Below are 26,961 nucleotides of genomic sequence, written 5' to 3'. Positions count from 1 at the left end.
CCCAACCGCATCCGCCCCAAAGCGGTGACGAAGGTCAAGGTAGAGGGCACGTGGGATTACCTACGCTGGGAGAATGGGAACCGCATATCGAGTTTCCGGGATCTACCCGCATGGAAGGGGGGGAGCAAGCTCTGCCAATGAGTTTCTGCTCACAAGAGTGATCAGTTTGGCATAGCCGTGCCCCACAGGTAGGTATCGAAAAAGGAGGTGTAGTCCTTTTTCGTAATCAACTTGAGGAGATTGATTAAATCCTGCGTAGTCCCAGGTCGTCCTTTGAGTGATTTCTGGAATGACCTCATCAGAGTCGCGAAGGCTTGGTCTCCGATTTCTGTATGGATCTTATGCAACAAGATCGCGCCTTTCCCGTAGAGAAGAGCCCACCGGATCCGGGAGGTATTCAGGTCATCATCGAGGTCCTCGACTCGACCGAGGGTCGGTATCGTCGACCACTTCGATTGATCACGGGCTTCACTCGCCCATTCGGTCATGAGCCGCTTAAAATCCGTCTCCCCCTTTCCGCTTCGGATGACAAGGGCCGAACAGTACTGGGCGAAGGCTTCGGAAATCCAGTTCTCCTCTTCGCTGGCGATCAATACCTGATTGCCCCAGTACTGGTGGGCGATCTCATGGGCAAAACGCTGGTTGATTCCATTGGAAAACCACCGGTTGTAGACTCCCATCAGAGGGCTGAATGCTTCGTTGGTGATGAAGAGAAAACCACTGGGAGCCTCGCCGGTGCCCCAGGAATTACGCTGCACGATGTTCAATTCCTTCACAGGGAAGGGGCCAAGGAAGGGCTCGTAGAAGTGGATGATGTCCTGTGCGAGCGCAGCGAGCTTCCGATCTGAATTGGACTTGTGGGCGTAGCTTGCAACCCTCACCGTCACGCCATTCCGACTCTCTTCTTCGAGGAGGTAATTGCCGGCCACGATGAAGAAAGACCAGGTCGGTTGGTCCACACGGGTCTCTAGCACATGAAACCCGCCTTCTTCCCGACGGCTGATGACTTGGCCACTTGCGAAGGGGAAGAAGGGCTTCTCGCTGAGGATCTTCGAAGTTGCGGTGAAACGCCTTCCCTCAATTTCAGGGGAAGGAATCCAGGGACCGCCTCCGAGCTCCCAGCGATTATCGCCATCGGGGTGGATCAGGAAGTCGCCCTCCACCTCGAAGCGAAGCTGAATGGGGCTCCCGAGCTCGGAGGCCTTGGAGAGCTCTACCAACAGTTCGTTCTCCTGGTGGTCGAACCGCAGCTGTTGACCTTCTTGAGTCACACTCCGCACCTTTAGGTGGTGGGCGACAACGAGACCAGTGCTTAGGTCAAATATCGTATCGGTCAGATCCAGGTTCATCATCCTCATGCCAGCCGCGTGCGGAATGAAGGTTTCCGTCGCCACGTACGTGCAGGTTCCATTGGCTCGAGCCACCAGATTCAGATCCAGATGGCGAAGCATGAAGGGAGGGGTTGCTGGACGCCGAGGCTGGGAGCCTAGAACTCGTCTTGAGATGGGAGCCATGACCAGTGAATCGGTCTCCCTTCTGCCTTCGCGCGTGGATCGCGTTCTTCCAAACCACAATTGCTCCGAGTGCGTCACCCAGGGGTCCCTCACGAATTCCCAAAGTCCCTGGTCTCCCAGGAGGTCCATGTACCACGCGGCCTGGGCGGGGAGATTGTGGTGGGAGGTCAAGATGATGTGGCTCCGGTTCCGCCAGCCTGGCACGAGGTATTGGCCTCGGAACGCCTTGAGATTTTTCTCAAGCGACGCACTGGATTGCGGCTCCGGAGAACCGAGCGGCGGGAGCTGGAGGCCCTCGTAAAGGAGGTTGATTTCCCGGACTGATAGATCCAGGTATAGGGATTGCCCCACCCACCGCAACTTGGCCTTGGTGTTGCGCTCGATGTTGAACTTGACCACTGGGATCTCATCCTCCTGGTCGATCGGAAGGGTGAATACACCAGTACCCTTGAAGTAGAATCCCACTTCGCGCTCCTTGTTCAGGAGCGGAAGGATCTGGCCCTCCGTCAGCCGCAGCGCGCCTTTCCCTAGGGTCAAGTTCCAATTGGAAATGCTTCGCGCGATCCCAGCCGTGGGGCCGTTCAATCCTTGAACCTGCTGCTCCAAATCTGGGTCGGAAATGATTCCAGCGCCCAGTGCGCTTCCGAGCACCAAAAAAGAAACTGCCAGGATCAAAAATGATTTCATGTCATCTCCATGCTTCTTGCTTGAGCAATTTGCCTGGGATTGATCGAGGAATTATATCGAAATCAAATTTGATGACTCATGGGGCGTCTATCTCTACAAGATGCTAATCGTGCCCCATCCAAATTTGCCGAAACCGGAGTCGGGATTCAAAAGGAGTTCCAGCTCCAGGTTCCATCCGCATCACCGAGGCTGTGCTGGCCGCAGAATTTGGCCTGGTTCATCCTCCCGGTAGGATGGCAGCATGCGCTGGCTCGCCATCGACCACGGCACGAAGAAGCTCGGCCTCGCCTTCTCGGACGAGCTGGAGATCCTGGCCTCGCCCTTCGAGGTGTGGCCCCAGGAGGACGAGCGCACCCTGGAGCGGCTGGCGAAGCTCTGCAAGGCGGAAGGCGTGCAGGCCCTCTGCATCGGCCTGCCCCGGCACAAGGATGGCGCCGAGAGCGCCACGGCACCCGCGGCGAGGGCCTTCGGCGAGGCCCTCGCCGCCCGCACGGGCCTGCCCCTGCGCTTCGTGAACGAGCACCTCAGCAGCGCCGAGGCCGAGCGCCTCCTGCGGGAGCGGGGCGTGAAGCCCGAGAAGCGCAAGCTCCTGCTGGACGCCGCGGCGGCGGCGGTCATCCTGGACGAGCTGCTGGAGGACCGGCGGGCCAGGGGGATCCCCGCCAACTCCTTGGACTGATTCCCCACGGGAGGGAGCCATGCGCATCGCATTCCTGGGCCTGGGACGGATGGGCGACCCCATGGCGCGCCGGCTGGTGGGCGCCTTCGAGCTGACGGTGTTCAACCGGGACATGGCCCGGGCCCAGCCCTTCGGGCCCCTGGGGGCCCGGGTGGCGGGCTCCGTGCGGGAGGCCGTGGCGGGGGCGGAGGTCGCCATCACCATGCTCTCGGACGACGCCGCGGAAGAGGCCATCACCTTCGGTCCTGGCGGCCTGCTGGAGACGCTGGCCCCGGAGGCCGTCCATGTCTCCATGAGCACCATCGGCATCGCCACCTCCGCCCGTCTGGGGGAGGCCCATGCCGAGGCCGGGCAGGGCTTCGTGGCGGCGCCGGTGTTCGGCCGCCCGCCCGCGGCGGCCTCGGGCCAGCTCTGGATCCTGGCCGCCGGCCCGGACGACCAGGTGGCCAAATGCCAGCCCCTGTTCCAGGCCCTGGGCCAGGGGGTCTTCCCGCTGGGGGGACGGGCCTCCACGGCCCACGCCATGAAGCTGGCGGGCAACAGCCTGCTCGTCACCGCCGTAGAGGCCCTCAGCGAGGCCTTCGCCTACGGCGAGAAGGCGGGGGTGGCGCCGGAGACCACCCTGAAGATCCTCAACACGGCCCTGCTGAAGTCCCCCCTGGCCGACGCCTACGGCGGAGCCGTGGTGCGGGGCGACTTCGAGCCCGCGGGCTTCGCCCTGCGCCTGGGGCTGAAGGACGTGAGCCTGGCCCTGCGCGCCGCCGAGGCCTACCAGGCGCCCATGCCCATCGCCAGCCTCCTGCGGGACCGCCTCCTGTCCGCCGTGGCCAAGGGCTACGGCGAGCAGGATCTGGCGGCCCTCTCCCGCCTCAGCCGGGAGGACGCCGGGCTGGCCTGAGAGAGCTGATGTTTGGTTCGGATCTTTTTTTGCCTGATTTGCTCCAGGAAATTCGAAAAGTTTTCTTGGGTTGAGCCTCGGCCAAACCGATGCATGATGGGTCGCGTGGAGATGGCCTCCGGGCCACTCCGAAGGCCGTCGTTTCCGACTCCAGGGGTCCAGGCATGGCAGGTTCCCTCAGAGCTCTCCATCCCACCTTCCGCAAGGCAGACGCAGCCCGCGGGTCCATCGCGGGGCGGGCCTCCGGTTCGGGAAAGCTGGACGGGCTCCAGCCGTGAGCCTGAGGGAGGCTCAGGGGCCGGGCGACGACCCCCCTGATGATGCCCGTTCCGAGGAGCGGCGGGGCCGGCGGTTCGAGGACGCCATCACCAGCTTCCTGCCCCGGATCGGCCGGATGGCCAAGGTGGGGGGCTGGAGCTTCGACGTGGACTCGGGCGAAGGCTGGTGGACGGAGGAGGTGGCCCGCATCCACGACCTCGATCCCTCGACCCCCGCCTCCTCGGAGCTGGGACTGAGCTTCTACACGGCCGAGTCCCGGCCTCTGATCGAGCGGGCCATCCAGGAGGCCATCGAGAAGGGCCGTCCCTACGACCTGGAGCTGGAGCTGGTGAGCGCCAAGGGGGTGCGCAAGTGGGTATGGACCCAGGGCCAGCCGGTGGTCGTGGGGGGGCGGGTGGTCCGGGTCCAGGGCACCTTCCAGGACATCACCGACCGCAAGCGCACGGAACTGGCCCTCCGCGAGAGCCAGGGGCGCCTGCAGATGCTCATCGACCACGCGCCGGCGGCCCTGGCGATGTTCGACCGCGAGATGCGGTACCTGGCCGTGAGCCGGCGCTGGCTCAGCGACTTCCACCTGGGCGATCAGGCCATCCTGGGGCGCTCCCACTACGACATCTTCCCGGAGATCCCCGAGGCCTGGCGGGAGGCCCACCGGCGAGGATTGGCGGGGGAGGTCATGCAGTCGGAGGAGGACCGGTTCGTCCGGCAGGACGGGACCGTGTACTGGCGGCGCTGGGAACTCCGGCCCTGGCACGCCGGCGACGGCACTGTGGGCGGCATCGTGATCTTCTCCGAGGACATCACCGGGCGCGTGGAGGCGATCCAGGCCCTGCGCGAGAGCGAGCAGCGCTTCCGCCTGGCGCTGCGGAACGCGCCGGTGTCGGTGGCCGTCCAGGACCGGGACCTGCGCTATGTCTGGGCCTACAACCACCGGACCGCCAGGCCCGAGGACGTGGTGGGCCGGCGCGATGCCGACCTGTTCTCCCCCGACCAGGCGGCCCGGCTGGATGAGCTGAAACGGAAGGTGCTGGAGGAGGGCGCGGAGATCCACCAGCAGATGTGGCTGGACCGCCCGGGACGCCGCCTGTTCCTGGATTTCTACTGCGAGCCCATGCGGGACGCCGAGGGCCGGATCACGGGGGTGGGGACCGCGACCGTCGACCTGACGCCGGTCCGCGAGGCCGAGGAGGAGCGGCGGCGGCTCGAGGCCGAGGTCGCCCACGGGCAGAAGCTGGAGTCCCTCGGCGCCCTGGCGGGCGGGGTCTCCCACGACATGAACAACGTGCTGGCCGCCATCATGGCGGTGGCGTCCATGCTCAAGGAGAAGCGCCAGGACGACGCGGACCTGGTGAAGTCCATGGACACCCTGCTGCACGCCGCGGGCCGGGGCCGGGACCTGGTGAAGGGGCTCACCGACTTCGCCCGCAAGGACCTCCCCGAGCCCCAGCCCCTGGAGCTCAACGAGCTGGTCCGGAAGGAAGCCGCTCTCCTCCAGAGGACGACCCTGCAGAAGGTGGAGGTGGAGCTGGCGCTGGCGGAGGGTCTTCCCCTGGTGATGGGCGATCCCAGCGCCATCTCCAACGCCCTCATGAACCTCTGCGTCAATGCCCTGGACGCCATGCCCGAGGGGGGCCGCCTGCGCCTCGCCACCCGCTCCGGCGCGGCCGGCATGGTGGAGCTCGCGGTGGAGGACTCGGGGCATGGCATGCCGCCGGAGGTCCTGGGACGGGCCCTGGAACCCTTCTTCACCACGAAGCCGGCGGGCAAGGGCACCGGCCTCGGCCTGGCCCTGGTCTACGGCGTGATGAAGGCCCACGGCGGGCGCGTGGACCTCCGCAGCGCGCCGGGCCAGGGCACGGAGATCACCCTCTCGTTTCCGGCGTACCGGGCCGACCTTCCCTTCGACGCCGGGATCGCCCTCGCGGAGGAGGCCGGGGTCCGGCGGCTCCGCATCCTGCTGGTGGATGACGACGAGCTGGTCCGGGGCACGGTGCCGGTCATGCTCGAGGCCCTGGGGCACGAGGTCCTGGCCGCGGCCGGCGGGCCCCAGGCCCTGGAGCGGCTCGAGGCGGGCTACACCCCGGACCTCGTGATCCTGGACCTCAGCATGCCGGGCATGGACGGCGAGGAGACCCTGAGGCGCCTCCGGCTCCTGCGGCCCGACCTGCCGGTCCTGCTGGCCACGGGCTACCGGGACGAGCGGGGCGACCGGATCCTCGAGCAGGGCGCGCACGTGGGCCTGATCCTGAAGCCCTTCACGCTCATGGACCTCAAGCTGAAGCTGGGGCAGATGGGCTGAACCCGCCCTCCGGCTCAGCCCAGGCGCACCGTCCGCATGCAGCGCTCCGCCAGGCCTGGGTTGTGGGTGACGAGCAGGGTGGTGGGCCGCAGCTCGGCATGGAGGTCCATCAGGAAGCCGAAGACCTCCTCGGCCGTGGCGGGATCCAGGTTGCCGGTGGGCTCGTCCAGCAGCCAGAGGGCGGGCTTGCGCACCAGGGCGCGGGCCAGGCCGGCGCGGGCGGCCTGGCCTCCGGAGAGCTGGCCGGGCAGGCGCTCGCCGAGGTCGCCCAGGCCCACGGTGGACAGGAGCTGTCCGATCCAGGCCTCGGCCTCGGCGGAGCCGTCGCCGTCGATGAGCAGGGGCATGCGGAGGTTCTCCCGCACGGTGAACTCCGGCAGCAGGTGGGGCTGCTGGAAGGCCAGGCCCACCCGGCGCCGGCGGTAGAGGGCGCGGGCCTCGGCGCCCGCGGGCACGGGATCCCCGCCCACGGCGATGCCGCCGCCCTCCCAGTGGTCGAGGCCGGCGACGCAGTTCAGGAGCGTGGTCTTGCCCACGCCGGAGACGCCCACGATGGCGCAGAGGCTGCCGGCCTCCACGTCCAGGGAGAAGCCGTCGAAGACCGGATGGGCATTGCCGGGGTAGGTCTTGTGCAGATCCCGGATGGAAAGGGGTTGTCCGATCATTCGGCCCTCAGCGCGTCGACGGGGTCCAGGGCCGCGGCCTTCTTGGCGGGGTAGCGCGCGGCCAGCCAGGAGACCAGCAAGGGGAAGAGGCCCACCAGCAGCACGTCCAGCAGCCTGAGGCGGAAGGGCATGTAGGTGATGAAGTCGTAGACAGCCGCCGGCAGCTTCAGGAGCTTCCAGTGATCGAGGATGAGGCAGAGGGGCACGCTGATGCCCAGCCCCCAGGCCGTTCCCGCCACGCCGATGCGCAGGCCCTGCAGCTCGAAGAGCCGCTGGATCTGCTTCGGCGTGGCGCCCAGGGCCAGCAGCACGCCCAGATCCCGCCGCTTTTCCGTCACCAGCAGCACCAGGGAGGCCACGATGTTGAAGGCCGCCACCAGCACGATGAGGCTGAGGATGGAGGCGAAGGCCCACTTCTCCACCGTCAATGCGGCGAAGAGGGCCCGGTTGGATTCCCGCAGGTCCGTGGCCTGGAAGGCGGGGCCAAGGGCCTGGAGAACGCGGGGCTTTACGTCCGCGATGGCGTCGATGCTGGTGGCGCGCACCTCGATCATCTCGGCCCGGCCCTCGGATCGGGCGATCCGCATGGCGTCCGCCAGGTGGATGAAGGCCCAGGCCTTGTCGTACTCGGAGCTGTGGCTGTAGAAGGTCCCGGCCACGCGGAAGGCCGCCACCTTGGGCTGCTGGCCGCCCAGGCCCAGCTCCAGCCGGAAGACCGCCAGGGCCACGGTGTCGCCCACCTTGAGGCTGAGGCGCTGGGCCAGCTCCTTGCCCAGGATGATCTCGCCCTCCTTCAGCTGCTCCACGGGTAGGGGTTTCATGGAGTCGAAGATGCTGGAGGTGCCGTGGGCCGTGGCGGGATCCACGGCCTTCACCACCACGGTCTCAGGGGGCATGTCGCTGTCCGGGCGCCGCAGGAGCCCCTTTTCCAGCCGGATGGGCGAGGCGGCCTGCACACCGGGCACCGCACGGATGGTTCTCAAGGCGCCTTCAGTGTCCGGAATGTCCCCGCCCAGGTTGAAGACGGTGAAGTGGGCCGTGGCGCTGAAGAGGGTGGCCTGGATCTCCTCGTGGAAGCCGTTCATCACGGCCAGGGTCACCACCATGGCGAAGACGCCCAGGGCCGTGCCGCCCCGGGCGAACCGCACCATGATCCGCACGAAGGCCCCCTTCCGGTGGGTCTTCAGGTAGCGGTCGGCGATGGTGCGTTCGAACAGGGCCATGGATCCAGGGTAGCCGGGACTTGATTCTTGCCCCCCGACACGGCAGCTTTGGCTCATGGCCGAAACCCCGCCCCGCTGTCTGCTCATCGCCCGCCAGGGCCCCGAGGACCGGGAGGACCGCATCCAGGATCACCTCCTGGAGCTGGCCGAGCTCGCCCGGAGCTGCGGGTTCGAGGTGGAGGCCCGGCGCGCCCTGAGGCGGGCCCAGATCGCCACGAGGACCTTCTACGGCTCCGGCCAGCTGCAGGCGCTGGCTGACGAGGCGGCCCGGCAGGGGGTCCGCCACCTCATCTGCGACGACGAGCTGAGCGGCAGCCAGGTGAATGCCATCCAGAAGGTCACGAACCTCACCTGCCTCGACCGCACGGGGCTCATCCTCAGCATCTTCGAGCAGCGGGCCCAGACCCGGGAGGCCAAGGCCCAGGTGGAGCTGGCCCGGCTGGAATACGAGCTGCCCCGCCTCAAGGGGGCCTGGACCCACCTGGAGCGGCAGGTGGGCGGCGTGGGCGTCCGCGGGGGTCCCGGCGAGACCCAGATCGAGGTGGACCGCCGCATGATCCGCACCCGCATCAGCCAGCTCAAGCGGGAGCTCACCCACCTGGAGCGGGTGCGCGAGACCCAGCGCCAGGGCCGGCCCCAGGGCCTGCCCAGGGTGGCCCTGGTGGGCTACACCAACGCGGGCAAGACCACCCTCCTGAAGGCCCTCACCGGCGAAGGCGAGCCCCGGGACCTGCTCTTCGCGACCCTCGACACCACCACCCGCAAGGCCTGGCTGGGCCAGGACGTCGACCCCGAGACCGGCGAGGGTAGCCTCGAGCCCAAGCACTGCCTGGTGGCCGACACCGTGGGCTTCATCCGCAAGCTGCCCCACCAGCTGGTGGCCGCCTTCCGCAGCACCCTGGGGGAGGTCCGCACGGCGGACGCCCTGCTGGTGGTGGCCGACGCGGCCCACCCGGACCTGGAGGACCACCTCAAGGTGGTGGGGGCGACCCTGCGGGAGATCGGCTGCGCCCCCGAGGATGGCGACGCCCAGCCCCGCCTGCTGGTGCTGAACCAGGTGGACCGCCTGCACCGGCCGCAGAAGCTGGACCTCAAGAAGCGGCACCCGGGGGCCGTCCAGGCCTGCGCGCTGCACGGCACGGGCATCCCCGAGATCCGCGCCTGGCTGCGGGAGCTGATCCCCGGGCCGCCCAAGCCCCGGGAGCTGGAGGACTGGGAGCTGCCGGACCCCGCTCCGGCGGTCTGAGCGTGTGTTTTGGAATTCCCGCTAGCCACCGTTCCTCCGGGCTGGGGCGGCGGGCGTCGCCTGGCGTCGTCCAGCGCCCTCGACATGGAACCACCATGCCTGCGGGCCCTGTCCTAGCCATGCTCGCCCGGCGCTCCCAGCGCGGCCCGTGCGGATTCTAAATCACACTCTGACTCCCCAGGGAAGGCCGGGAGGGAAGACAGGACTAGACCCGGAGATTCCTGTCACGTAGCCTTATTGCTTATGCAACTAACTACCTTCTGGAAGACCGCCAGCCTGTCCCACATGATCACCGCGGTGAAGAGCCGCATGCGGCAGGTGGCCGGGCGCCGCCTGGCTCCCTATGGGCTGACGCCCCAGCAGTTCCAGCTGCTGATGGCCGTGGCCGAGCGGGATGGCCGTTGCCACGGCGACCTGGCCCGGTGCACCTGGATGGACAAGCCCACGGCCACCCGGATCCTCCGGACCCTCCAGGACCGGGGTCTCGTGCGGGCCGAGGGCGACCCCGCCCACCGGCGCCGGGTGCTCTTCCACCTCCTGCCGGAGGCGGAGGCGCTGGTCCAGGAGCTGCAGGGCTTCCGCCAGTCCATGCGGGAAGGGATGGAACAGGGGCTGGACCCCAAGGATCGGGACCGCCTCCGGGACATTCTGGCCTCGGTCATGGGCAACCTGGACCGGATGGACGAGCTGGACCGGATGGAGCAGGGCCAGGATCAGGGCCAGACCGGCTCCGCGGAAGGGAAGTAGGAGCGCGCCATGTGGATCGTCCGCCTGGCCCTGCGCCGCCCCTACACCACCGCCGTCATGTGCCTCCTGGTGCTGCTCATGGGCGGCCTGTCCGTCACCCGCATGCCTGTGGACATCTTCCCCAGCATCGACATCCCCGTGGTGGCGGTGGTCTGGCAGTACGGAGGACTCGCCCCCGAAGAGATGGAACGCCGGGTGATCTCCATCAGCGAGCGGGCCATGTCCACCACCGTCAACGGCATCGAGCGCATCGAGTCCCAGAGCATCCAGGGGGTGGGCCTGCTGCGGGTCTACTTCCAGCCCGGCACGGACATCGGCGCGGCCATCGCGCAGATCTCGGCGGTCAGCGGCCCCATCCTGCGCTTCATGCCGCCGGGCATGACGGCGCCGGCCGTTATCCAGTTCAACGCCAGCAATGTGCCCGTGGTCCAGCTCGCGGCGCGCAGCGACACGCTGCCCGAGCAGAAGATCGTGGATTACGCCACCAACTTCATCCGCATCCGGCTCTTCACCATTCCGGGCCTGTCCACGCCGCTCCCCTATGGCGGGAAGGGACGCCAGGTCTCCGTGGACATCGACACGGCCAAGCTGGCGGCCCGGAGCCTCAGCCCCGCGGATGTGGTGAACGCCCTGTCCGCCGAGAACGTCATCACCCCCGCGGGCATGGCCCGCATGGGCAGCCGCGAGGTGCCGGTGATGACGAACTCCAGCCCCTCGACCATCGAGGCGTTCCGGGACCTCCCCGTGAAGGTGGTGAACGGCGCGCCGGTGCTGCTGGGCGATGTGGCCCGGGTCTACGACGGCTTCGCGGACCAGACCAACATCGTGCGCGTCAATGGCCAGCGGGCCACCTACCTGGCCATCCTCAAGAAGGCGGACGCCTCCACCCTCGCGGTGGTGGACGCGGCCAAGGAGGCCCTGCCGGCCATCCAGGCCGCGGCGCCCAAGGGCCTGGAGCTGAAGTTCGACTTCGACCAGAGCCACTTCGTGCGGGCCGCCATCCAGGACGTGGCCAAGGAAGCCCTGGCCTCCTCCCTGCTCGTGTCCGTGATGATCCTGCTGTTCCTGGGCTCCTGGCGCAGCATGCTCATCGTCTGCACCAGCATCCCCCTGGCCGTCCTCGTGGGGCTCGTGGGCCTGAAGCTGTCGGGCCAGACCCTGAACATCATGACCCTCGGGGGCCTCAGCCTCGCCATCGGCATGCTGGTGGACGACGCCACGGTGGAGGTGGAGAACATCCACCGCAACCAGGCCATGGGCAAGCCCCTCACCGTCGCCATCCTGGACGGCGCGCGGCAGATCGCCGTGCCGGCCATCGTGGCCACCCTGGCCATCTGCATCGTCTTCTTCCCCGTGGTGCTGCTGGTGGGGCCCGCCAAGTACCTGTTCACGCCGCTGGCCATGGCCGTGGTCTTCTCCATGCTGGCCTCGTACCTGCTGTCCCGCACCCTGGTGCCCACCATGGCCCGGATGCTCATGGGCCACGACCACCCGGAGCCCGAGAGCCTCGTGGGCCGCTTCAACGCCTGGCGCGAAGGGGCCCTGGAGCGGTTCCAGGCGGCCTACGGGCGGGCCCTGGATCAGGTGCTGCACCACCGGGTCTTCGTCCTCATGGTGGCCCTGGCCTTCGTGGCGGTGAGCTCGGGCCTGCTCTTCGTCATCGGCCGCGACTTCTTCCCCACCGTGGACGTGGGCCTGATGAAGCTGCATGTGCGGGCCCCCGTGGGTCTGCGCCTGGAGGAGACCGAGCGGGTCGTGGCCCAGGTGGAAGCCGAGATCCGGAGCCTCGTCCCGGCCGGGGAGTTGCGGTCCATCAACAGCAACCTCGGAGTGGCCAACGCCTTCAACATGGCCTACATGCCCAGCGACAACGTCACGAGCCAGGACGCGGACATCTTCATCTCCCTGGCCCCCGAAGGGCACCACACCCGCGAGCACATGCGGCGGCTGCGGGAGGAGCTGCCGCGGCGCCTGCCCGGGGTCGGCTTCTACTTCCAGCCCGCCGACATCGTGAGCCAGGTGCTGAACTTCGGCGTGGCCGCGCCCATCGATGTCCAGATCGAGGGGCCCGACCTGGGGGCCAGCGGAGCGGTCGCCCAGCGCCTGAAGGCCGCCATCCAGGCCATTCCCGGGGCCGTGGACGTGCGCGTGAAGCAGGTGACGGAGGCTCCGGCCTACCGCATCGAGGTGGATCGCCTCCGGGCGGCGCGGGCGGGCGTCACCCAGCGGGATGTCGCCAACGGCCTGCTGGTCTCCCTCTCGGGCAACGGCCAGCTGGCGCCCTCCTACTTCCTGAACCCGGCCAACGGCGTGAACTACACCGTGGTCGTGAAGTCGCCCCTGGTGAACCTGGACTCTCCCGACAAGCTGCTCGCGACGCCCTTCGGGCTCCCGGGCTCCGCCGGCCTGCTCCAGGCGGAGCCCTTCAGGGCCGCGGGGCCCGCCACCCAGGCCGCCTTCCAGCCCCTCTCCAACCTGTCTTCGATCCAGCGGGTGAGCACTCCCAGCGAGATCAACCATTCGACGGTCCAGCGCGTGCTCGACGTCATGGCCAACGTGGACGGCCGGGACCTGGGCAGCGTGGTGAAGGAGATCGAAGGGCAGATCAAGGCCCTGGGGCCCTTGCCGCCGCCCATGAAGATCCGGATCCGGGGCCAGAACGAGGTGATGACGGAGTCCTTCCGGAGCCTGGGCGGGGGGCTGCTGATCGCCATCGCCCTGGTCTACCTGCTCATGGTCGTCCTGTTCCAGAGCTGGCTGGATCCCTTCATCATCATCACGGCCGTGCCGGGCGCCCTGGTGGGCATCCTGTGGATGCTGGCCCTGACGGGCACCACCTTCAATGTGGAGTCGCTCATGGGCGCCATCATGGCCGTGGGCATCGCCACCTCCAACGCCATCCTCATCGTGAGCTTCGCCAACGAGGTGCGGGCGGGCAACCCGGGGATGAGCGCCCTGGACGCGGCCCTGGAGGCCGGCAAGGTGCGCCTGCGGCCCGTGCTCATGACGGCCCTGGCCATGATCATCGGCATGGTGCCGATGGCCCTGGCCCTGGGCGAGGCCGGAAGCCAGAACGCGCCCCTGGGCCGGGCGGTGATCGGGGGCCTGCTGATGGCCACCTTCGTCACCCTCTTCATCGTGCCCGTCATCTACAGCCTCCTGCGGAGGAAGCCGCCCACGGCCCACCTGCTGGAGAGCCGGTTCCAGGAAGAACAGCAAGGGAGTGAAGCATGAGCGAGCGGCCGGAATCCCCCACCTTCAAGCTGGGCGGCGTCCTCACCGTGGCCGTGGCCGCGCTGGGCGTGGGCAGCCTCCTCTGGGCGCGCCAGTCCAGCCTGAAGCGGGAGGCCCAGCACCTCCGGGCCGAGGCCGAGGCGGGCCCCCGGGTCCACGTGGCCCGGCTGGACACCCAGGGCGGCGAGCGCGGCCTGGCCCTCGAAGGCGAGGCGCTGCCCTACGTCAGCACCACGCTCTACGCCAAGGTGAGCGGCTTCCTCCGCAGCATCCCCGTGGACAAGGGCAGCGCCGTGGCCAAGGGCCAGGTGGTGGCCGTGGTGGAATCGCCGGAGACGGACCGGGACACCCAGGCCCTCCAGGCCGATGCGGACAACAAGCGCCGGAACGCGGCCCGCAGCCGGACCCTGGGCGGGGATGGGCTCCTGAGCCCCCGGGACGTGGAGCAGGCGGAAGCCGATGCCCGGGTCGCCGAGGCCAAGCTGGCCTCCCAGGCGGCCCTGAAGGGCTACCAGGTGGTCCGCGCGCCCTTCAGCGGCGTGGTCACCCAGCGCTTCGCCGATCCCGGCGCCCTGGTGCAGAACGGCGGGGCCACCAGCACGGCCCAGCCTCTGGTGACCCTGGCGGAGGTGGACCGCCTCCGCGTCACGGTGTATCTGGATGCGTCGGCGGCGGCCCGGGTGAAGGTGGGCACCGAGGTGGAGATCCGCCCTGCGGAGCGCCTCGACATCGTCCGGAAGGCGAAGCTCAGCCGCGTGGCCGGGGCGCTAGATCCCCGGACCCGCACCCTGCTGGTGGAGGCCGATCTCGACAACCGGGACCGGGCGTTCCTGGCGGGGGGCTTCGTCCAGGTGGCGCTGAAGGTGCCCGCCGCCGGCCGCTTCGCGGTGCCCGCCGAGGCCGTGGTCCTGCGGGAGGGCAAACCCCTGGCGGCCGTGGTGCAGGCCGATGGCCGGGTGCGCTTCCAGGCCCTCCAGCTCGGGGAGGAGGAGGACCAGCGCATCCGCGTGCTGGGCGGCCTGCAGCCCGGGGACACGGTGGTGCTGAATCCGCCCCTCGGCCTGAAGGACGGGGACCGGGTTCAGGCCTCCGGGGCCTGATCCCTCCGGGGCAGCATCCCCACGGTGGCCGCCAGGCCCAGGGCCAGGAGGATCCGCAGGAAGAAGAGGTTGCGGCTGAGGCCGTGGGCCTTGTTGTAGGCCACGCGGTCCGCATGATCCGGCGCCAGCGTCTCGATGGGCGCGTCGATGCGGGCCCGGATGGCCCGGACCTTGGGGGTCACCACGAAGGTGCTGGCCAGGCACATGAGCATGGCCACCAGCCAGGCGGCGCTCCAGAGCCGGATGGGGCCGATGAGGTCCTCCTTCACTTCGGCGATCCACCGGGCGCCCCAGCTCAGGCCCGCCAGGCCGAAGACCGTCCAGGCGGCCCAGTCCAGACGGCCGAGGATGAGGCCGGCGATATGGCCCGCCACGTCGCGGCTGGGCAGCTCATGGAAGAAGACCGGCGCGGAGAACACGCCGAAGCCCAGCGCGGCGCCCGCCCAGAGCAGCAGGAGGGCGGTGGTGATGCGGTCGAGGCGGTGCAGGGTGCTGGGGCTCATGGGTTCCCGGGCTGGATGCTGAATGCTGAGGACTGGGGACCGCCCTACCACTCGTTGTAGGGGATCTGGTTGGTGGGGCTCTTGTCGGCGGAGCCGCTGCGAACGCGCCACACGCCCAGGTCGGCATCAGGATTATCAGGATCCGGAGGCTCTGTTTCGAGCTGCCAGGTGTCCCGGGACTGGGTCATGGGATCCCAGGGGATGTCCCGCAGGTAGCCCAGCTCCCGGAGGGGCGCGAGGCTTGAGGGATACTTGCCGCGATCCGCCCGGTACTGCTCCAGGGCGTGGTTGATCTGGAAGAGGTTCTCCTTGAGGACGGCCTCGCGGGCCACGGTTGTCTTGTACCGGTAGCCCACCAGGCCGATCGTGGCCAGGAGGGCCAGGATGGTCATGACGACCAGCAGTTCCATCAGGGTGAACCCGCGCTGGCGGGAGGGGACGAGGCGCATGGCATTACCTTAGCGCAGCCCGGGGCCGGCGAGGGGGTGGTTGCGGGATTGCCCGGGCCCGGCCGGCGGGATCGACGTATGCTGGGCGCGTCCGGACGAGGATCCCATGCCCGAAACCGCCATCACCTTCGACGACGTCCTCCTGATCCCGGCCTACAACCACCATGAGTCGCGGCGGATCGTGGACATCGGCATGACCGACAAGACCGGGAAGCTCCGGCTCGAGCTCCCCGTCCTGACGGCGAACATGGACACGGTCACCGAGGAGGCCATGGCCGACTTCATCGGCGAGCGGGGGGGCATCGGGGTCCTCCACCGGTTCATGTCCGTGGCGGAGAACGTGGCCATGTTCCGGCGGTGCCGGTTCCCGACCTTCGTCTCCGTGGGGACCGCCGAGGCCGAGATGGAGCGGGTGGAGGCCCTCCGGGACGCCGGGGCCCAGTACTTCTGCGTGGACGTGGCCCATGGCCATGCCCGGTATGTCGGCCGGATGGTCAAGCGCATGCGCGAGATCCTCCCCAATGAATGCATCATGGCGGGGAACGTGGCCACCTACGCCGGGGCGGACTACCTGGCCAGCGTGAAGGCCGACATCGTGAAGGTGGGCATCGGCCCGGGCAGCGTCTGCACCACGCGCATCAAGACCGGCTTCGGCGTGCCCCAGCTCACGGCCATCAAGGAGTGTTCCAGGGCGGACCGCTCCATCGTGGCCGACGGGGGCATCCGCACCCCGGGGGACATCGTGAAGGCCCTGGCCTTCGGCGCGGACTTCGTCATGATCGGTGGCATGCTGGCCGGCACGCGCCCCACCCCGGGCGAGCCGCTCCGGGACGCCGCCGGGTCGCCCACCCGCAAGGTGTACCGGGGCATGGCCAGCCAGGAGGTGGCCGACGACCACCTGGGCGGCCTCACCGGATGGAAGACCGCGGAGGGCGTGGCCACCGAGGTCCCCTACCGCGAGGACGAGGAGGAGATCCTCGCCGACATCGTGGGCGGCCTGCGCTCAGGCCTGACCTATGCCGGCGCGAACACTATCCGCGAGCTCCAGCGGAAGCTCAACTACGTGCAGGTCTCCCCCGCCGGATGGGTGGAGGGCCTGCCCCACAAGACGCTGCGCTGACGCGCCCCGGGGCTGGCATGCTGGGGGTACCTTCCCCCGGAGGGGCCATGTCCCGCGAGATCGAGCTGATCCTCCTGAGCCTCGACCAGGCCTACGACCGCAAGTCCTGGCACGGGTCGAACCTGAAGGGCGCGTTGCGCGGGCTGGACGCGGGGGCGGCCGCCCACCGCCCAGCACCCGGTCGGCCCTCCATTCACGAACTGGTCGTCCACCTGGCCTACTGGAAATACGCCGTGCTACGCCAGCTGGTTGACCTGCCCCGGGGCGCCTTTCCCCTCAAGGGGTCGAACTGGTTCCCCCGCGAAGGACCTGACTCCGCCGCATGGAAGGCGGACCTGGCCCTCCTGGACCGCATGCACCGGGACCTGCGCGCCGCCGTGGCCGCCCTGGACCCCGTCGATTTGGACCGCCCCTCCGCCAAGGTCCAGTACCGGATCCGCGACCTTATCCTTGGTGTGGCCGCCCACGACCTGCACCACGGCGGCCAGATCCAGCTCATCAAGCGGCTGGGTGGGGAGCGGCGTTAGAGAATGCCCCGCTTCTTCTGATCCAGCTCGATGGAGTCGCGCAGTGCCTGGAGAGCGACGGTGGGTGGTGAACCACTCCTGCCAGGATGACGGGGCGTTGTATTGCCTGGACCATTCCGGGAGAGGTCTGAGCCCGAAGGGCGAAGAGGTTGCCCTCGCCGAAGCCCTCGAAGCGGATGCGGGTCACGAGTGGACGCCGCAGGGCGGCGGTCCGAGTGGGGCCCCGCACCACTGAGATGCCATCGCGCAGCGGTCGGCCGGGGCAGGGGCCCCGGCTAGGGGGAACAGGGGCGGCGCTAGAGAACGCCTCTCTTCTTCTGGTCCAATTCGATGGAGTCGTACAGCGCCTGGAGAACGACGATGGGTGATGAACTCATCTGGCCAGGAGGATGGATGAGGTGGCTGCCGCCAACCTCCCGGGGAGAGGTCTGAGCCCGAAGGGCGAAGAGATTGCCCTCGCCGAAGCCCATGGGGCGACCGGCTATCGGAGGCTCCGAGGGAGCCTTCGATAGGGAGCGCATGAAAATGGGCCGCAAGGCGGCCCGTTTTCGAGGGAACAGGGGCGGCGCTAGAGAACGCCTCTCTTCTTCTGGTCCAATTCGATGGAGTCGTACAGCGCCTGGAAATTGCCCTCGCCGAAGCCCATGTTCCCCCGCCGCTGGATGATCTCGAAGAACAGCGGCCCGATCTGGTCCTCGGTGAAGATCTGCAGGAGGTAGCCGGTCTCGTCGCCGTCGATCTGGACACCCAGATCCTGCACGGTGGCCAGGTCCTCCCGCACGGTGTAGCCGCTCGTCGCGATGCGCCCGGGCAGTAGCTCGTAGTAGGTGTCGGGAACCCGCAGGAACTTGAACCCCTGGTCCCGCAGGGTGCGCAGGGTGTGGAAGATGTCGTTGGTGGAGAGGGCGATGTGCTGCACGCCCTGGCCCTTGTGCCGGGTGACGTACTCCTGCACCTGGCTCTTCTCGTCCGTGGGCTGGTTGATGGGGATGATCACCTGGTTGTTGGCGCTCTGCACCACCTTGGAGTCGAGACCCGTGCCCAGGGCGCCGCGGATGTGGAACTCGCGGGTGACGACGAAGCCGTAGACGCGCTCGTAGAAGTCCACCAGGGCGTCCATCTCGGCGGGGCCCACGTTGTTGGTGAGGTGATCCACACGCACCAGGCCGGGATCGCAGAAGGCCGGGGCCGGGTCGGGCGAGAGGCCCGGCCAGAAGGAAGACAGCTCGCCCTTCCGCTCGTCCTCGTTCCCCGGCGTGCGCTGCACGAGGAAGTTCCAGACGTCGCCCACGCCCTGGATCGCGGCGAAGCGGATCGTGCCGTCGCCCAGCGCGTGCGTCTCGGGCTCCAGCATGATGCGGGCCCCCTGGGCGCGGGCCTGGGCCATGGCCACGTCGAGGTCGTCCACCAGGAAGTTGAGCGCGCAGACACCTTCTCCGTGGGCCTGGGCGTAACCGCCGGCCGGATGGGAGGCCACGGCCTCGAAGATGAGAATGTCCATGCGCTGCTGGCGCAGGTGGACCATTCGGCCCCAGGCATGGGACCCGCTGGCCACACGGGCGAACCCCAGGCGGCGGTAGAGGGGCTCCAGGCGCTCGACGGAGCCGGTCAGCTGGAAGTGGTCGATGCGCTGCAGCCCCATGGGATTGCCGCCGGGTTTCCGGTTGGAGGGGGCGGTCAGGGCGAAGGTGGGAGCGGACATGCGTACCTCGTGGCGGCGGCTCCACCAGTCTGGTGCCGGATGGAGGTGACGCGGATCACACCATAAATGATTACTTCATTGTAATCAATAGTTTGAGCACCAGTGAGTCGAATATGCCTCGGCCAATCCAAAGGGCGGGAGACCTCGGTGTCAATAGCGGCCTACAGCCATTGGCGTCTCGGTCTCGATGCCGCGCAACCGTCCGGCCCAGGCCTCGAGCCAGGCCGCGCGCTCGGCGGCATCAACTCGCACGGGCTGGTAGTGGATCTGCGGCGCAAGCACCGAGAAGCCCGTGAACTCGAGGATGCCGCGGTGTATCGGGCGAAGGACCGCCGCCATGTCGCCGTGGAGTCCATCGGCCGTGTAAGCCTCCGGTGATCCACCGGTGGTCAGCGACAGCATGGCCCGCTTGCCACGGAACATGCCGGTCTCGTAGACGTGGCCACGGCCATAGGCCCGCCCCATGGCGAAGACGCGATCCGCCCAGCCCTTGAGGACGGCCGGCACGCTGAACCACCACAGCGGGAACTGCCAGATCATCAGGTCGGCAGCTTCCACCTTGGCGATCTCCGCCTCCAGTGAGGGGACGAAACCACGGGTTTCTGTGGCATGCGTCTCCTCGATCTGTAGCTTCAGGTAGTCCGGGTCTTTGGCTGCGATGAAATTGCGGCGGTCGGACACTGGATCAAAGGCCATGCGGTAGAGGTCGCTGGTCGCCACGTGGTGGCCGGCGCCGCGCAGGGTGGCGATGGCCGTGTCGAACAGCGCACCGTTGAAACTTCGGGGCTCCGGGTGGGCGAACACGATGAGCACCTTCATGACAGCCTCCTGGCGCCGGGGTCCGGCGATCCCCAGGGTTGCCCATGCAGGCGTGGCAGAAAAGTAGGCACTCCCTGGTTCGCATGAAGGGCACCCCGTGATCGCGCACCAGGCCCAAACGAAAGAGGGCCCGCATCGCGGGCCCTCTGAGATCTGCGCGGAGCGCGGATCAGCTGAGCGACGTCGCGATCACCTTCTCCTTGCTGAAGAACTCGAGGATGTCCCCTTCCTTCAGCTCGTCGAAGCCATCGAGGGAGATGCCGCAGTCGAGGCCGTTCTTCACCTCGGTCACGTCCTCCTTGAAGCGCTTGAGGTTCTTGATGCCGCCCTCGAAGAGGACCTCCTCGCCGCGCTTCACGCGGACTTTGTTCGACTTCTGGACCTTGCCCTCGGTGACGAAGGAGCCGGCGATGACGGTCTTGCCGATCTTGAAGAGCTGGCGCACCTCGGCCTGGCCGTGGACGGTCTCCTTCTCGGTGGCGTCCAGCATGCCGACCATGGCCTGCTCGACCTCTTCCGTGACCTTGTAGATGATGTCGTGGAAGCGCAGGTCCACGCCCTCCTCGTGGGCGAGCTCCTCGGTCTTCTTCTCGGCCCGGGTCTGGAAGCCGATGATGGTGGCCTTGGAGGCTTCGGCGAGGAGCACGTCGTTCTCGGTGACGGTGCCGGCGGCGCTGTGGATGATGCGCACCCGGACCTTCTCGGTGCTGAGGCGCTCCAGCTGGCCCACGAGGGATTCCACGGAACCCTGGGTGTCCGCCTTGATGATGAGGGGCAGCTCCTTGACCTGGCCATCCTTGAGGGTGCTGAACAGGGTTTCCAGCGTGGCGCGCTGCTTCTGCTGGGCCGCCTGCTTGGCCTTCTCCTGGCGGAAGGAGACGATGGTGCGGGCCTTGCCCTCGTCCTCCACCACCTGGAAGTTGTCGCCGGCGCTGGGCACTTCCTCGAAGCCGAGGATCTGCACGGCGGTGGACGGCTCGGCCTCGGTGACACGCTGGCCCAGGTAGTCGAACATGGCGCGGACGCGGCCCATGGTGGCGCCGGCCACGAAGATGTCGCCGGCCCGCAGGGTGCCGCGCTGCACGAGCACCGTGGCCACGGGGCCGCGGCCCCGGTCCAGGCGGCCTTCGATGATGGACCCGGCGGCGGGGCAATCGTAGACGGCCTTCAGCTCCTTCAGGTCGGCCACGAGGAGCAGCGTCTCGAGCAGCTCGTCGAGGCCCTGCTGGGTCTTGGCGCTGACGAGGACGGCCGGCACGTCGCCGCCGTAGGCCTCGGTCTGGACGCCGTACTGGAGCAGGCCCTGCTGGACCTTGTCCGGGTTGGCGCCGGGCTTGTCGATCTTGTTGATGGCGACCACCAGGGGGACGTCCGCGGCCTTGGCGTGGTTGATGGACTCCACGGTCTGGGGCATGACGCCGTCATCGGCGGCCACCACCAGGACGGCGATGTCCGTGACCTTGGCGCCGCGGGCGCGCATCTTGGTGAAGGCCTCGTGGCCCGGCGTGTCGAGGAAGACCACCTTGCGCTTCTCGCCGGTGTTCGGATCCTTCACGGCCACGTGGTAGGCGCCCACGTGCTGCGTGATGCCGCCAGCCTCGCCGGCCGCCACCTTGGTCTTGCGGATGGCGTCCAGCAGCGAGGTCTTGCCGTGGTCGACGTGGCCCATGATGGTGACGACCGGGGGACGGGACAGCTTCTCGCCCGCCACCTCGCCGGATTCGTCCGCGGCGATCTGCACGTCCTCCTCGAAGGAGACGATGTCGGCCAGGTAGCCGAACTCGCGGGCGATGTCCTTGGCCATCTCGGTGTCGAGGGGCTGGTTGATGGTGGCGAAGATGCCCCGGTGGAGCAGCTTGGCGACCACATCCTTGGCGGGCCGGTTGCACTTCTCGGCGAGTTCCTTGACCGTCACGCCCTCGGAGAGCATGACGATGCCGATCTCCTCCTCGATGTACTCGCTGGCCACCTGCTGGGCGCGGGAGCGCGGCTGGCGGAGCTTGAGGTCGAGTTCCTCCTCCTTGCTCCGGACGTAGCCGCCCTTCTTCTTCTTGCCGCCCACGTGGGCGCCGCGGCCGGGGCCCTTCTGGCTGTTGGGATCGATGGGACCGGAGGCCGGGATGGAGGGACCGCGGCCGGGGCCGCCGGGACGGGGGCCCATGCCGGGACGGCCGGGGCCGCCGGGCCGGGAACCCATGCCGGGACGGCCGGGGCCGCCGGGACGGCTGCCAGGACCGCCCGGACGACCGCCGGGGCCGCTGGGGCGGGCGCCGCCGGCAGGGCGGGGCTGGGGCAGCTGGATGTAGCGGGCGGGTTCCTGGGGCCGCGGCGTGGGGGCCGGGGTGTCCGAGGTCTTGATGCGGCTGAAGCCCTGGTCCGGTCGCAGCTCGGTGATGGCGGGCGGAATGTAGGGACGCCGGCTGGGGGCCGCCGGGGCGGGAGCGTCGTGGCGCACCTCGCCGCGACCCGTGTTGGTGGCCATCTGGAGAACGGCCTTCTCCTTCTGGGGCATGCCGGAGCGCTGGACGTCCCGGGGGGCGGGGGCCTGGCCGGGTCGCTGGACGATGGGCCGGGCGCCCGCTTCGGGGCGGGGACCGGAGCCCTGGGCCGTGGAGGGCTGAGCCGGGCGCTGGGCCGCCGGGGCGCCCGCGGGCCGGGTCGGCGGGAGCTGGATGTAGCGGGCGGGCTTCTCCTCGCGGGGGGCGGGCGCGGCTCCCGTGGACACCTTCAGGCGGGAGAAGGTCTCCTTGGGGGCTTCCGCCGCCGGGGTTGGCGCCGGCGCCTCAACCGCGGCCGGCGATGCGGCCGGGGCCGTGGCGGCCGGGGCTGCGGACGCGGCCGCAGCGGGCGCCGGAGTCGGGGTGGGTTCGGCCGGCTTCGCCTGGGATGCGGGCATGGCCGCGGGGGCCGACGCCTGCGGCTCGGGGCTCGGTTCGGGCTGGGGCTCGGGCCGGGCTTCAGGCTTGGGCTCGGCCTTCTTCACCAGCACGGCGGGCGCGGCCTTGGGGACCTCGACCGGGGTCTCGACCTTGGGCTCGGGACGGGGGGAGGCCGGAGCGGGCCCCTTCACCACCTTCACGGCGGCGGAGGGCTTGTGCAGCGCGAGGGGGGGCGCGTCGCTCTCCCCCTTGTGCTTGCCCTGGAAGGCCCGGCGCAGCTGGTCCGCCTGGTCATCGGTGAGGTTGGAGCTGTGGCTCTTCCCTTGGAGGCCCAGACGCTTCTCGCAGGCCTCGATGACCTCCTGGTTGGCGACTCCGAGCTCTTTGGCGAGTTGGTTGATACGCAGCATGTAAGGGGATTACCTCGGCCTGGGGGTGGGAAACGGGAAGGGCTGCAGGACTACAGCCTACTCCCCGAAGTACGCCTGCACGGCATCGATGAGACGGAAGGCCAGATCCTGATCCATGCCTTCCACCTGCATGAGCTGCTCGGCAGTGACAGTGTAAAGGGATTTGGCATCGGAATAGCCCGCGGCGGCCAGGCGGTCGGCGAGGGCGGTGTCCAGCCCCTCGACCTGGATCTCGTCCAGCAGGGTGGAGGCGGGGGCGGCGGCTTCGGCGGCGGGGGCCGCCTCGGCATCCATCTCCGGGAGGGCCAGGCCCATGGCGACTTCGGCCTCGCGGCGCTTGTCGGCCTCGCTGCGGACGTCGATGTTCCAGCCCGTGAGCTTGGCGGCCAGGCGGACGTTCTGGCCCCGCTTGCCAATGGCGACGCTGAGCTGCTCGTCGTCCACGACCACCTCGACCCGGTGGGCTTCGGGGTCCACCAGGTTCACCCGGATGGACTTGGCGGGGTTCAGGGCGTTGGCGATGAACTGGGCCGCGTCATCCGAGAAGCGCACGATGTCGATCTTCTCGTTTTTCAGCTCGCGGATGATGGCCTGCACGCGGCTGCCCTTGAGGCCCACGCAGGCGCCCACGGGATCGACATCCGGGTCGAGGCTGTGGACGGCCACCTTGGCGCGGTCGCCGGCCTCTCGGACGCAGTTGCGGATGACCACCGTGCCGTCGTGGATCTCGGGGACTTCATTCTCGAAGAGCTTGATGAGCAGCCGCGGATCGGTGCGGCTCACCTGCACCTGGGGATCCTTGGCGCTGCGGTCGACGCTGACGATGACGACCTTGATGCGCTGGCCCTTGTCGAAGCGGTCGCCGCGCAGCGCCTCGCTTCGGCGCAGCATGGCCTCGACACGGTCGATCTCGAGGATGATGGCGCTCTTCTCGAAGCGCTTGACCTCGGCCACCACCACCTCGCCGATGCGATCGGCGAACTCGGTGAAGATGCGCTCGCGCTCGGCCTCGCGGACCTTCTGCACCAGCACCTGCTTGGCGGCCTGGGCGGCGATGCGGCCGAGCTGGCTGGTGTCCTGGGGCAGCCAGAGGGTGTCGCCCTCGGCGGCGTCCGGATTCAGCGTCTGGGCTTCCGCCAGGCTGATCTCCAGATCCTCCTCCTCGACCTCAGCCACCACCTGCTTCAGGGCGTAGACGTGGAACTCGCCGGTCTCCCGGTCCATCTGGGCCTGGAAGTTGCCATAGAAATCCTGGGCATTGAAGTACTTGTCCGCGGCCTTGGCGAGAGCCTCCTCCACCGCCGCGAAGACATCTTCCTCGTTGATGCCCTTCTCGGCGGCGATCATCTTCACGCTGTCGAAAAAGGTCGTTGCCACGTTCGCCATCTCAGGCCTCCTCGTCCTCGACGGCGCTTGTCTCTACGCCATCGGCATCCGGTACTTCAGTCAAACGGGCGGCCAGGTGCTTGGGCCGCGGGGTCTTGTCCTCATCGAAGGGCGCCAGGCGCGCCTTCTGGATGGACTCAAGGGGAATGCTCTTGAGGACGCCGTCCTCTTCCAGGGTGACGCTGGCGCCTTCCATGGGGCCGATCCAGCCCTTGAACCGCTTCTGGCCGTTGATGGGCACGGCGGTCTGCACGCGGCAGAGCCGGCCTGCGAAGCGGCGGAAGTGGTCGGCCTTGACCAGGGGGCGCTCCATGCCAGGGCTGCTGACCTCGACCCCGAGCTTCTCCCGCAGGTCGGGGAACTCCACGTCCATCCAGAGCAGGAGGCCCTCATGGGCGGCGGTGCAGTCGTCCAGGGTGACCCTGCGGCCGCTGGTGGCGCCGTCGAGGTGGTCGATGTAGAGGCGCAGCACTTCGTCCCGGCCTTCGCGGGCCAGCTCCAGGTGCACCAGCTCGTAGCCCAGCAGGGCCAGCTGGCGCTCGAGGAGGGGTTGCGCTTTCTTCAGATCCACGGAATCTCCGGGTGAACAACAAAAAAGGTGGGCCGAACCCACCCAGTCTTGGCACCCGAGTCCGGGAGGCCATGGCCGAATTGACCTATGAGTCTAGCGCGATGTGCAAGGGTTCTCAAGGCCGGGAACGCATCCGGGGGTGGCGGTGCTCCGCCCTCGGTGGGCCTGACCTCGGACTGGTAGGCTGGAAAGGGGGCTGGCGGGTCCCTTATTGCTCAGGAGAGGGTGGCCCATGGCACAGGTGCTGGATGGCAAGGCGCACGCAGACCGGATGCTGGAGGTGGTGCGCCAGGGCGTGGAGGCCCGGCTGGCTGAGGGGAAGCGCGCCCCCGCCCTGGCCGTGGTGCTGGTGGGGGATGATCCCGCCAGCCACGTCTACGTCCGCAACAAGTCCGCGGCCTGCGCCAAGGTGGGCATCACCTCCCTGGAGCACCGGCTGCCGGCGGACACGCCCCAGGCCGTGCTGGACGATCTCATCGACCGCCTGAACGCCGATCCCGGGGTGGACGGCATCCTGGTGCAGCTGCCCCTGCCCAAGGGCCTGGATTCCAAGCGGGCCCTGCACCGCATCAGCCCCGCCAAGGACGTGGACGGCTTCCACCCGGTGAACCAGGGGCTCCTGCTGGAGGGCCTGCCGGGCCTGCGCCCCTGCACGCCCTCGGCTTGCATGTCCCTGCTGGCCCACCACGGGCTGGCGCTGAAGGGCCTGCGCGCCGTGGTGCTGGGCCGCAGTGAGATCGTGGGCAAGCCCATGGCGCTCATGCTGCTGGAGCAGCACGCCACCGTGACCATCGCCCACAGCCGCACAAGGGATCTGCCGGCCGTCTGCCGCGAGGCGGACCTGCTGGTGGCCGCCGTGGGCAAGCCCGGCCTGGTGGAGGGTTCCTGGATCAAGCCCGGCGCCGTGGTGGTGGACGTGGGCATCAACCGCGTGGATGACCTCGTCCTGGGCGAGCGCATCTTCGCCGCCGAGCCCAAGAAGCTGGAAACCCTGATGGCCAAGGGCGCTGTCCTCTGCGGCGACGTGCGCTTCGGCGAGGCCATGCAGGTGGCCTCCGCTGTGACCCCTGTCCCCGGCGGCGTCGGGCCTCTCACCATCGCGGGGCTGCTGACCAACGCCCTTCAGGCGGCGAATCAGTCCGTCTAAAGACACTCGCGGAGGACGCAGAGACAGGAGAGAAATGCGGAGGAAGGGCTTTCAGGTCAGGGCGCCTTTCTCCGCGATCCTCCGCATTCTCGGTGACCTCCGCGCGAGCTTGCCGCTTTAAGGGCAGAGTCCCCCGTCCACATTGATGATCTGGCCGCTCATGTAGCTGGCCCAGTCGGAGCAGAGGAAGGCCACGACGCTGGCGACTTCCTCGGGCTCGCCTTCGCGCTTGAGGATGGTGGGGGCCAGGAGGTCGCGCTTGGCCTCCTCGGAGACGTCCGCCGTCAGCTCGGTGTGGATGAACCCGGGGTTCACGGCGTTCACCAGGACCCCGAAGGGGGCCACCTCCCGGGCCAGGCTCTTGGTGAGGGCCATGACGGCCCCCTTGCTGGCGCCGTAGTTGGTCTGCCCCGCCATGCCGATGATGCCCGTGGGGCTGACGATGTTGACGACGCGCCCCCACTTGCGGGCCATCATGCCCCGCACGAAGGCCTTCGTGGCGTACACGGTACCCCGGAGGTTCACATTCATGACCTCCTCCCACTTCTCGTCGCCCATGAGGATGAAGGGGCCGTCCTTGCGGGTGCCGGCGTTGTTCACGAGGATGTCCACGGGTCCCAGCTCGGCCTTCACGCGCTCCGCGGCGGCCTCAAGCTCGGCCTTCACGCGGACATCCGCCAGCACGGCCATGGCTCGGCGGCCCATGCCGCGGACCTCCGCCGCCACAGCCTCTGCCAAGTCCTGGTTCTTCTGGGCATGCACCACCACATCCGCGCCCCAGCGGGCCAGCTCCACGGCGATGGCCCGCCCGATGCCCCGGGAGGAGCCGGTGACGAAGGCGATGCGGCCGAGCAGGGGAGGCTGGTTGAAGGGCATG

General features: G+C 68.6%; 21 protein-coding genes. 10 read left to right on the top strand and 11 right to left on the bottom strand.

Going from position 1 to position 26,961, the window contains the following annotated elements; translation table 11 throughout:
• Positions 1-161: 161 nt before the first annotated feature.
• The gene (locus MLE42_RS05520; protein WP_243286875.1) at positions 162-2,201 is read right to left on the bottom strand and encodes a M1 family metallopeptidase; all 2,040 of its coding nucleotides are present in this window, start codon (positions 2,199-2,201) and stop codon (positions 162-164) included.
• Between the two features lie 241 nt (positions 2,202-2,442).
• On the opposite strand from MLE42_RS05520, the gene ruvX reads away from it, so the two are divergent.
• The 3 genes from ruvX (at position 2,443) to MLE42_RS05505 (ending at position 6,356) form a co-directional block, all read left to right on the top strand.
• Positions 2,443-2,880, top strand: coding sequence for a Holliday junction resolvase RuvX (gene ruvX / locus MLE42_RS05515; RefSeq protein WP_243286874.1), 438 nt, complete (start codon positions 2,443-2,445; stop codon positions 2,878-2,880).
• Between the two features lie 19 nt (positions 2,881-2,899).
• Positions 2,900-3,778, top strand: a complete 879-nt coding sequence (locus tag MLE42_RS05510) for an NAD(P)-dependent oxidoreductase (protein WP_243286873.1) — start codon at positions 2,900-2,902, stop codon at positions 3,776-3,778.
• A gap of 274 nt (positions 3,779-4,052) precedes the next feature.
• Positions 4,053-6,356: a PAS domain-containing hybrid sensor histidine kinase/response regulator gene (locus MLE42_RS05505; RefSeq protein ID WP_243286872.1), complete on the top strand. Its 2,304-nt coding sequence runs from the start codon at positions 4,053-4,055 to the stop codon at positions 6,354-6,356.
• A gap of 14 nt (positions 6,357-6,370) precedes the next feature.
• On the opposite strand, the gene MLE42_RS05500 is transcribed toward MLE42_RS05505, so the two are convergent.
• Positions 6,371-7,021: an ABC transporter ATP-binding protein gene (locus tag MLE42_RS05500; RefSeq protein ID WP_243286871.1), complete on the bottom strand. Its 651-nt coding sequence runs from the start codon at positions 7,019-7,021 to the stop codon at positions 6,371-6,373.
• Positions 7,018-8,244, bottom strand: a complete 1,227-nt coding sequence (locus MLE42_RS05495) for an ABC transporter permease (RefSeq protein ID WP_243286870.1) — start codon at positions 8,242-8,244, stop codon at positions 7,018-7,020. Before MLE42_RS05495 ends, MLE42_RS05500 begins: the two co-directional genes overlap by 4 nt.
• A 55-nt stretch (positions 8,245-8,299) precedes the next feature.
• On the opposite strand from MLE42_RS05495, the gene hflX reads away from it, so the two are divergent.
• The 4 genes from hflX (at position 8,300) to MLE42_RS05475 (ending at position 14,571) form a co-directional block, all read left to right on the top strand.
• Positions 8,300-9,490 (top strand): GTPase HflX, encoded by a 1,191-nt coding sequence (gene hflX / locus MLE42_RS05490; protein WP_243286869.1) that lies wholly within the window; start codon positions 8,300-8,302, stop codon positions 9,488-9,490.
• A 243-nt stretch (positions 9,491-9,733) separates the two neighbouring features.
• Complete coding sequence (locus MLE42_RS05485; RefSeq protein WP_243286868.1) at positions 9,734-10,237, top strand: MarR family winged helix-turn-helix transcriptional regulator; 504 nt, start codon at positions 9,734-9,736, stop codon at positions 10,235-10,237.
• Between the two features lie 9 nt (positions 10,238-10,246).
• Positions 10,247-13,471, top strand: coding sequence for an efflux RND transporter permease subunit (locus MLE42_RS05480; RefSeq protein ID WP_243286867.1), 3,225 nt, complete (start codon positions 10,247-10,249; stop codon positions 13,469-13,471).
• On the top strand, positions 13,468-14,571 hold the full coding sequence (locus MLE42_RS05475) for an efflux RND transporter periplasmic adaptor subunit (RefSeq protein ID WP_243286866.1): 1,104 nt from the start codon (positions 13,468-13,470) through the stop codon (positions 14,569-14,571). The genes MLE42_RS05480 and MLE42_RS05475 overlap by 4 nt, the downstream gene beginning before the upstream one ends.
• Here the strand turns inward: MLE42_RS05475 and MLE42_RS05470 are convergent.
• On the bottom strand, positions 14,553-15,074 hold the full coding sequence (locus MLE42_RS05470) for a DUF4149 domain-containing protein (protein WP_243286865.1): 522 nt from the start codon (positions 15,072-15,074) through the stop codon (positions 14,553-14,555). The two genes, MLE42_RS05475 and MLE42_RS05470, sit on opposite strands and share 19 nt — an antisense overlap.
• 44 nt (positions 15,075-15,118) lie before the next feature.
• Positions 15,119-15,523 (bottom strand): type II secretion system protein, encoded by a 405-nt coding sequence (locus MLE42_RS05465; RefSeq protein ID WP_243286864.1) that lies wholly within the window; start codon positions 15,521-15,523, stop codon positions 15,119-15,121.
• 106 nt (positions 15,524-15,629) lie between these two features.
• On the opposite strand from MLE42_RS05465, the gene MLE42_RS05460 reads away from it, so the two are divergent.
• Positions 15,630-16,643, top strand: coding sequence for a guanosine monophosphate reductase (locus tag MLE42_RS05460; RefSeq protein ID WP_243286863.1), 1,014 nt, complete (start codon positions 15,630-15,632; stop codon positions 16,641-16,643).
• A 47-nt stretch (positions 16,644-16,690) separates the two neighbouring features.
• On the top strand, positions 16,691-17,170 hold the full coding sequence (locus MLE42_RS05455; protein ID WP_243286862.1) for a DinB family protein: 480 nt from the start codon (positions 16,691-16,693) through the stop codon (positions 17,168-17,170).
• Between the two features lie 568 nt (positions 17,171-17,738).
• Here MLE42_RS05455 and hppD read toward each other — a convergent pair.
• The 5 genes from hppD to MLE42_RS05425 form a co-directional block, all read right to left on the bottom strand.
• Complete coding sequence (gene hppD / locus MLE42_RS05450) at positions 17,739-18,872, bottom strand: 4-hydroxyphenylpyruvate dioxygenase (RefSeq protein WP_243286861.1); 1,134 nt, start codon at positions 18,870-18,872, stop codon at positions 17,739-17,741.
• Between the two features lie 150 nt (positions 18,873-19,022).
• Positions 19,023-19,691, bottom strand: a complete 669-nt coding sequence (locus MLE42_RS05445; RefSeq protein ID WP_243286860.1) for an NAD(P)H-dependent oxidoreductase — start codon at positions 19,689-19,691, stop codon at positions 19,023-19,025.
• 169 nt (positions 19,692-19,860) lie between these two features.
• A complete protein-coding gene (infB, locus tag MLE42_RS16030; protein WP_275975712.1) occupies positions 19,861-22,980 on the bottom strand; it encodes a translation initiation factor IF-2 in 3,120 nt (1,039 codons plus the stop codon).
• 57 nt (positions 22,981-23,037) lie between these two features.
• Complete coding sequence (gene nusA / locus MLE42_RS05430) at positions 23,038-24,366, bottom strand: transcription termination factor NusA (protein WP_243286859.1); 1,329 nt, start codon at positions 24,364-24,366, stop codon at positions 23,038-23,040.
• Between the two features lies 1 nt (position 24,367).
• Positions 24,368-24,937: a ribosome maturation factor RimP gene (locus tag MLE42_RS05425; protein WP_243286858.1), complete on the bottom strand. Its 570-nt coding sequence runs from the start codon at positions 24,935-24,937 to the stop codon at positions 24,368-24,370.
• Between the two features lie 232 nt (positions 24,938-25,169).
• On the opposite strand from MLE42_RS05425, the gene folD reads away from it, so the two are divergent.
• Entirely contained in the window at positions 25,170-26,084 is a 915-nt protein-coding gene (gene folD / locus MLE42_RS05420; RefSeq protein WP_243286857.1) for a bifunctional methylenetetrahydrofolate dehydrogenase/methenyltetrahydrofolate cyclohydrolase FolD, read from the top strand.
• A 117-nt stretch (positions 26,085-26,201) separates the two neighbouring features.
• Here folD and MLE42_RS05415 read toward each other — a convergent pair whose 3' ends face one another.
• Positions 26,202-26,960: a 3-oxoacyl-ACP reductase family protein gene (locus tag MLE42_RS05415; protein ID WP_243286856.1), complete on the bottom strand. Its 759-nt coding sequence runs from the start codon at positions 26,958-26,960 to the stop codon at positions 26,202-26,204.
• Position 26,961: the final 1 nt, after the last annotated feature.

Origin of the sequence: Geothrix terrae (assembly GCF_022808775.1) — a bacterium.
GTDB classification, from domain to species: domain Bacteria; phylum Acidobacteriota; class Holophagae; order Holophagales; family Holophagaceae; genus Geothrix; species Geothrix terrae.
Note: the sequence above shows the minus strand (reverse complement) of the source record. Positions and strands in the feature narration are given on the sequence as shown.

What these genes read in the sequence shown, in the direction of transcription:
- MLE42_RS05500 (WP_243286871.1), bottom strand. Translation starts at nt 7,021, where the DNA reads ATGATCGGACAACCCCTTTCCATCCGGGATCTGCACAAGACCTACCCC.
- hflX (WP_243286869.1), top strand. Translation starts at nt 8,300, where the DNA reads ATGGCCGAAACCCCGCCCCGCTGTCTGCTCATCGCCCGCCAGGGCCCC.
- MLE42_RS05470 (WP_243286865.1), bottom strand. Translation starts at nt 15,074, where the DNA reads ATGAGCCCCAGCACCCTGCACCGCCTCGACCGCATCACCACCGCCCTC.
- MLE42_RS05480 (WP_243286867.1), top strand. Translation starts at nt 10,247, where the DNA reads ATGTGGATCGTCCGCCTGGCCCTGCGCCGCCCCTACACCACCGCCGTC.
- hppD (WP_243286861.1), bottom strand. Translation starts at nt 18,872, where the DNA reads ATGTCCGCTCCCACCTTCGCCCTGACCGCCCCCTCCAACCGGAAACCC.
- MLE42_RS05415 (WP_243286856.1), bottom strand. Translation starts at nt 26,960, where the DNA reads ATGCCCTTCAACCAGCCTCCCCTGCTCGGCCGCATCGCCTTCGTCACC.
- MLE42_RS05445 (WP_243286860.1), bottom strand. Translation starts at nt 19,691, where the DNA reads ATGAAGGTGCTCATCGTGTTCGCCCACCCGGAGCCCCGAAGTTTCAAC.
- MLE42_RS05460 (WP_243286863.1), top strand. Translation starts at nt 15,630, where the DNA reads ATGCCCGAAACCGCCATCACCTTCGACGACGTCCTCCTGATCCCGGCC.
- MLE42_RS05495 (WP_243286870.1), bottom strand. Translation starts at nt 8,244, where the DNA reads ATGGCCCTGTTCGAACGCACCATCGCCGACCGCTACCTGAAGACCCAC.
- MLE42_RS05510 (WP_243286873.1), top strand. Translation starts at nt 2,900, where the DNA reads ATGCGCATCGCATTCCTGGGCCTGGGACGGATGGGCGACCCCATGGCG.
- nusA (WP_243286859.1), bottom strand. Translation starts at nt 24,366, where the DNA reads ATGGCGAACGTGGCAACGACCTTTTTCGACAGCGTGAAGATGATCGCC.
- MLE42_RS05520 (WP_243286875.1), bottom strand. Translation starts at nt 2,201, where the DNA reads ATGAAATCATTTTTGATCCTGGCAGTTTCTTTTTTGGTGCTCGGAAGC.
- MLE42_RS05455 (WP_243286862.1), top strand. Translation starts at nt 16,691, where the DNA reads ATGTCCCGCGAGATCGAGCTGATCCTCCTGAGCCTCGACCAGGCCTAC.
- ruvX (WP_243286874.1), top strand. Translation starts at nt 2,443, where the DNA reads ATGCGCTGGCTCGCCATCGACCACGGCACGAAGAAGCTCGGCCTCGCC.
- folD (WP_243286857.1), top strand. Translation starts at nt 25,170, where the DNA reads ATGGCACAGGTGCTGGATGGCAAGGCGCACGCAGACCGGATGCTGGAG.
- infB (WP_275975712.1), bottom strand. Translation starts at nt 22,980, where the DNA reads ATGCTGCGTATCAACCAACTCGCCAAAGAGCTCGGAGTCGCCAACCAG.
- MLE42_RS05465 (WP_243286864.1), bottom strand. Translation starts at nt 15,523, where the DNA reads ATGCGCCTCGTCCCCTCCCGCCAGCGCGGGTTCACCCTGATGGAACTG.
- MLE42_RS05475 (WP_243286866.1), top strand. Translation starts at nt 13,468, where the DNA reads ATGAGCGAGCGGCCGGAATCCCCCACCTTCAAGCTGGGCGGCGTCCTC.
- MLE42_RS05485 (WP_243286868.1), top strand. Translation starts at nt 9,734, where the DNA reads ATGCAACTAACTACCTTCTGGAAGACCGCCAGCCTGTCCCACATGATC.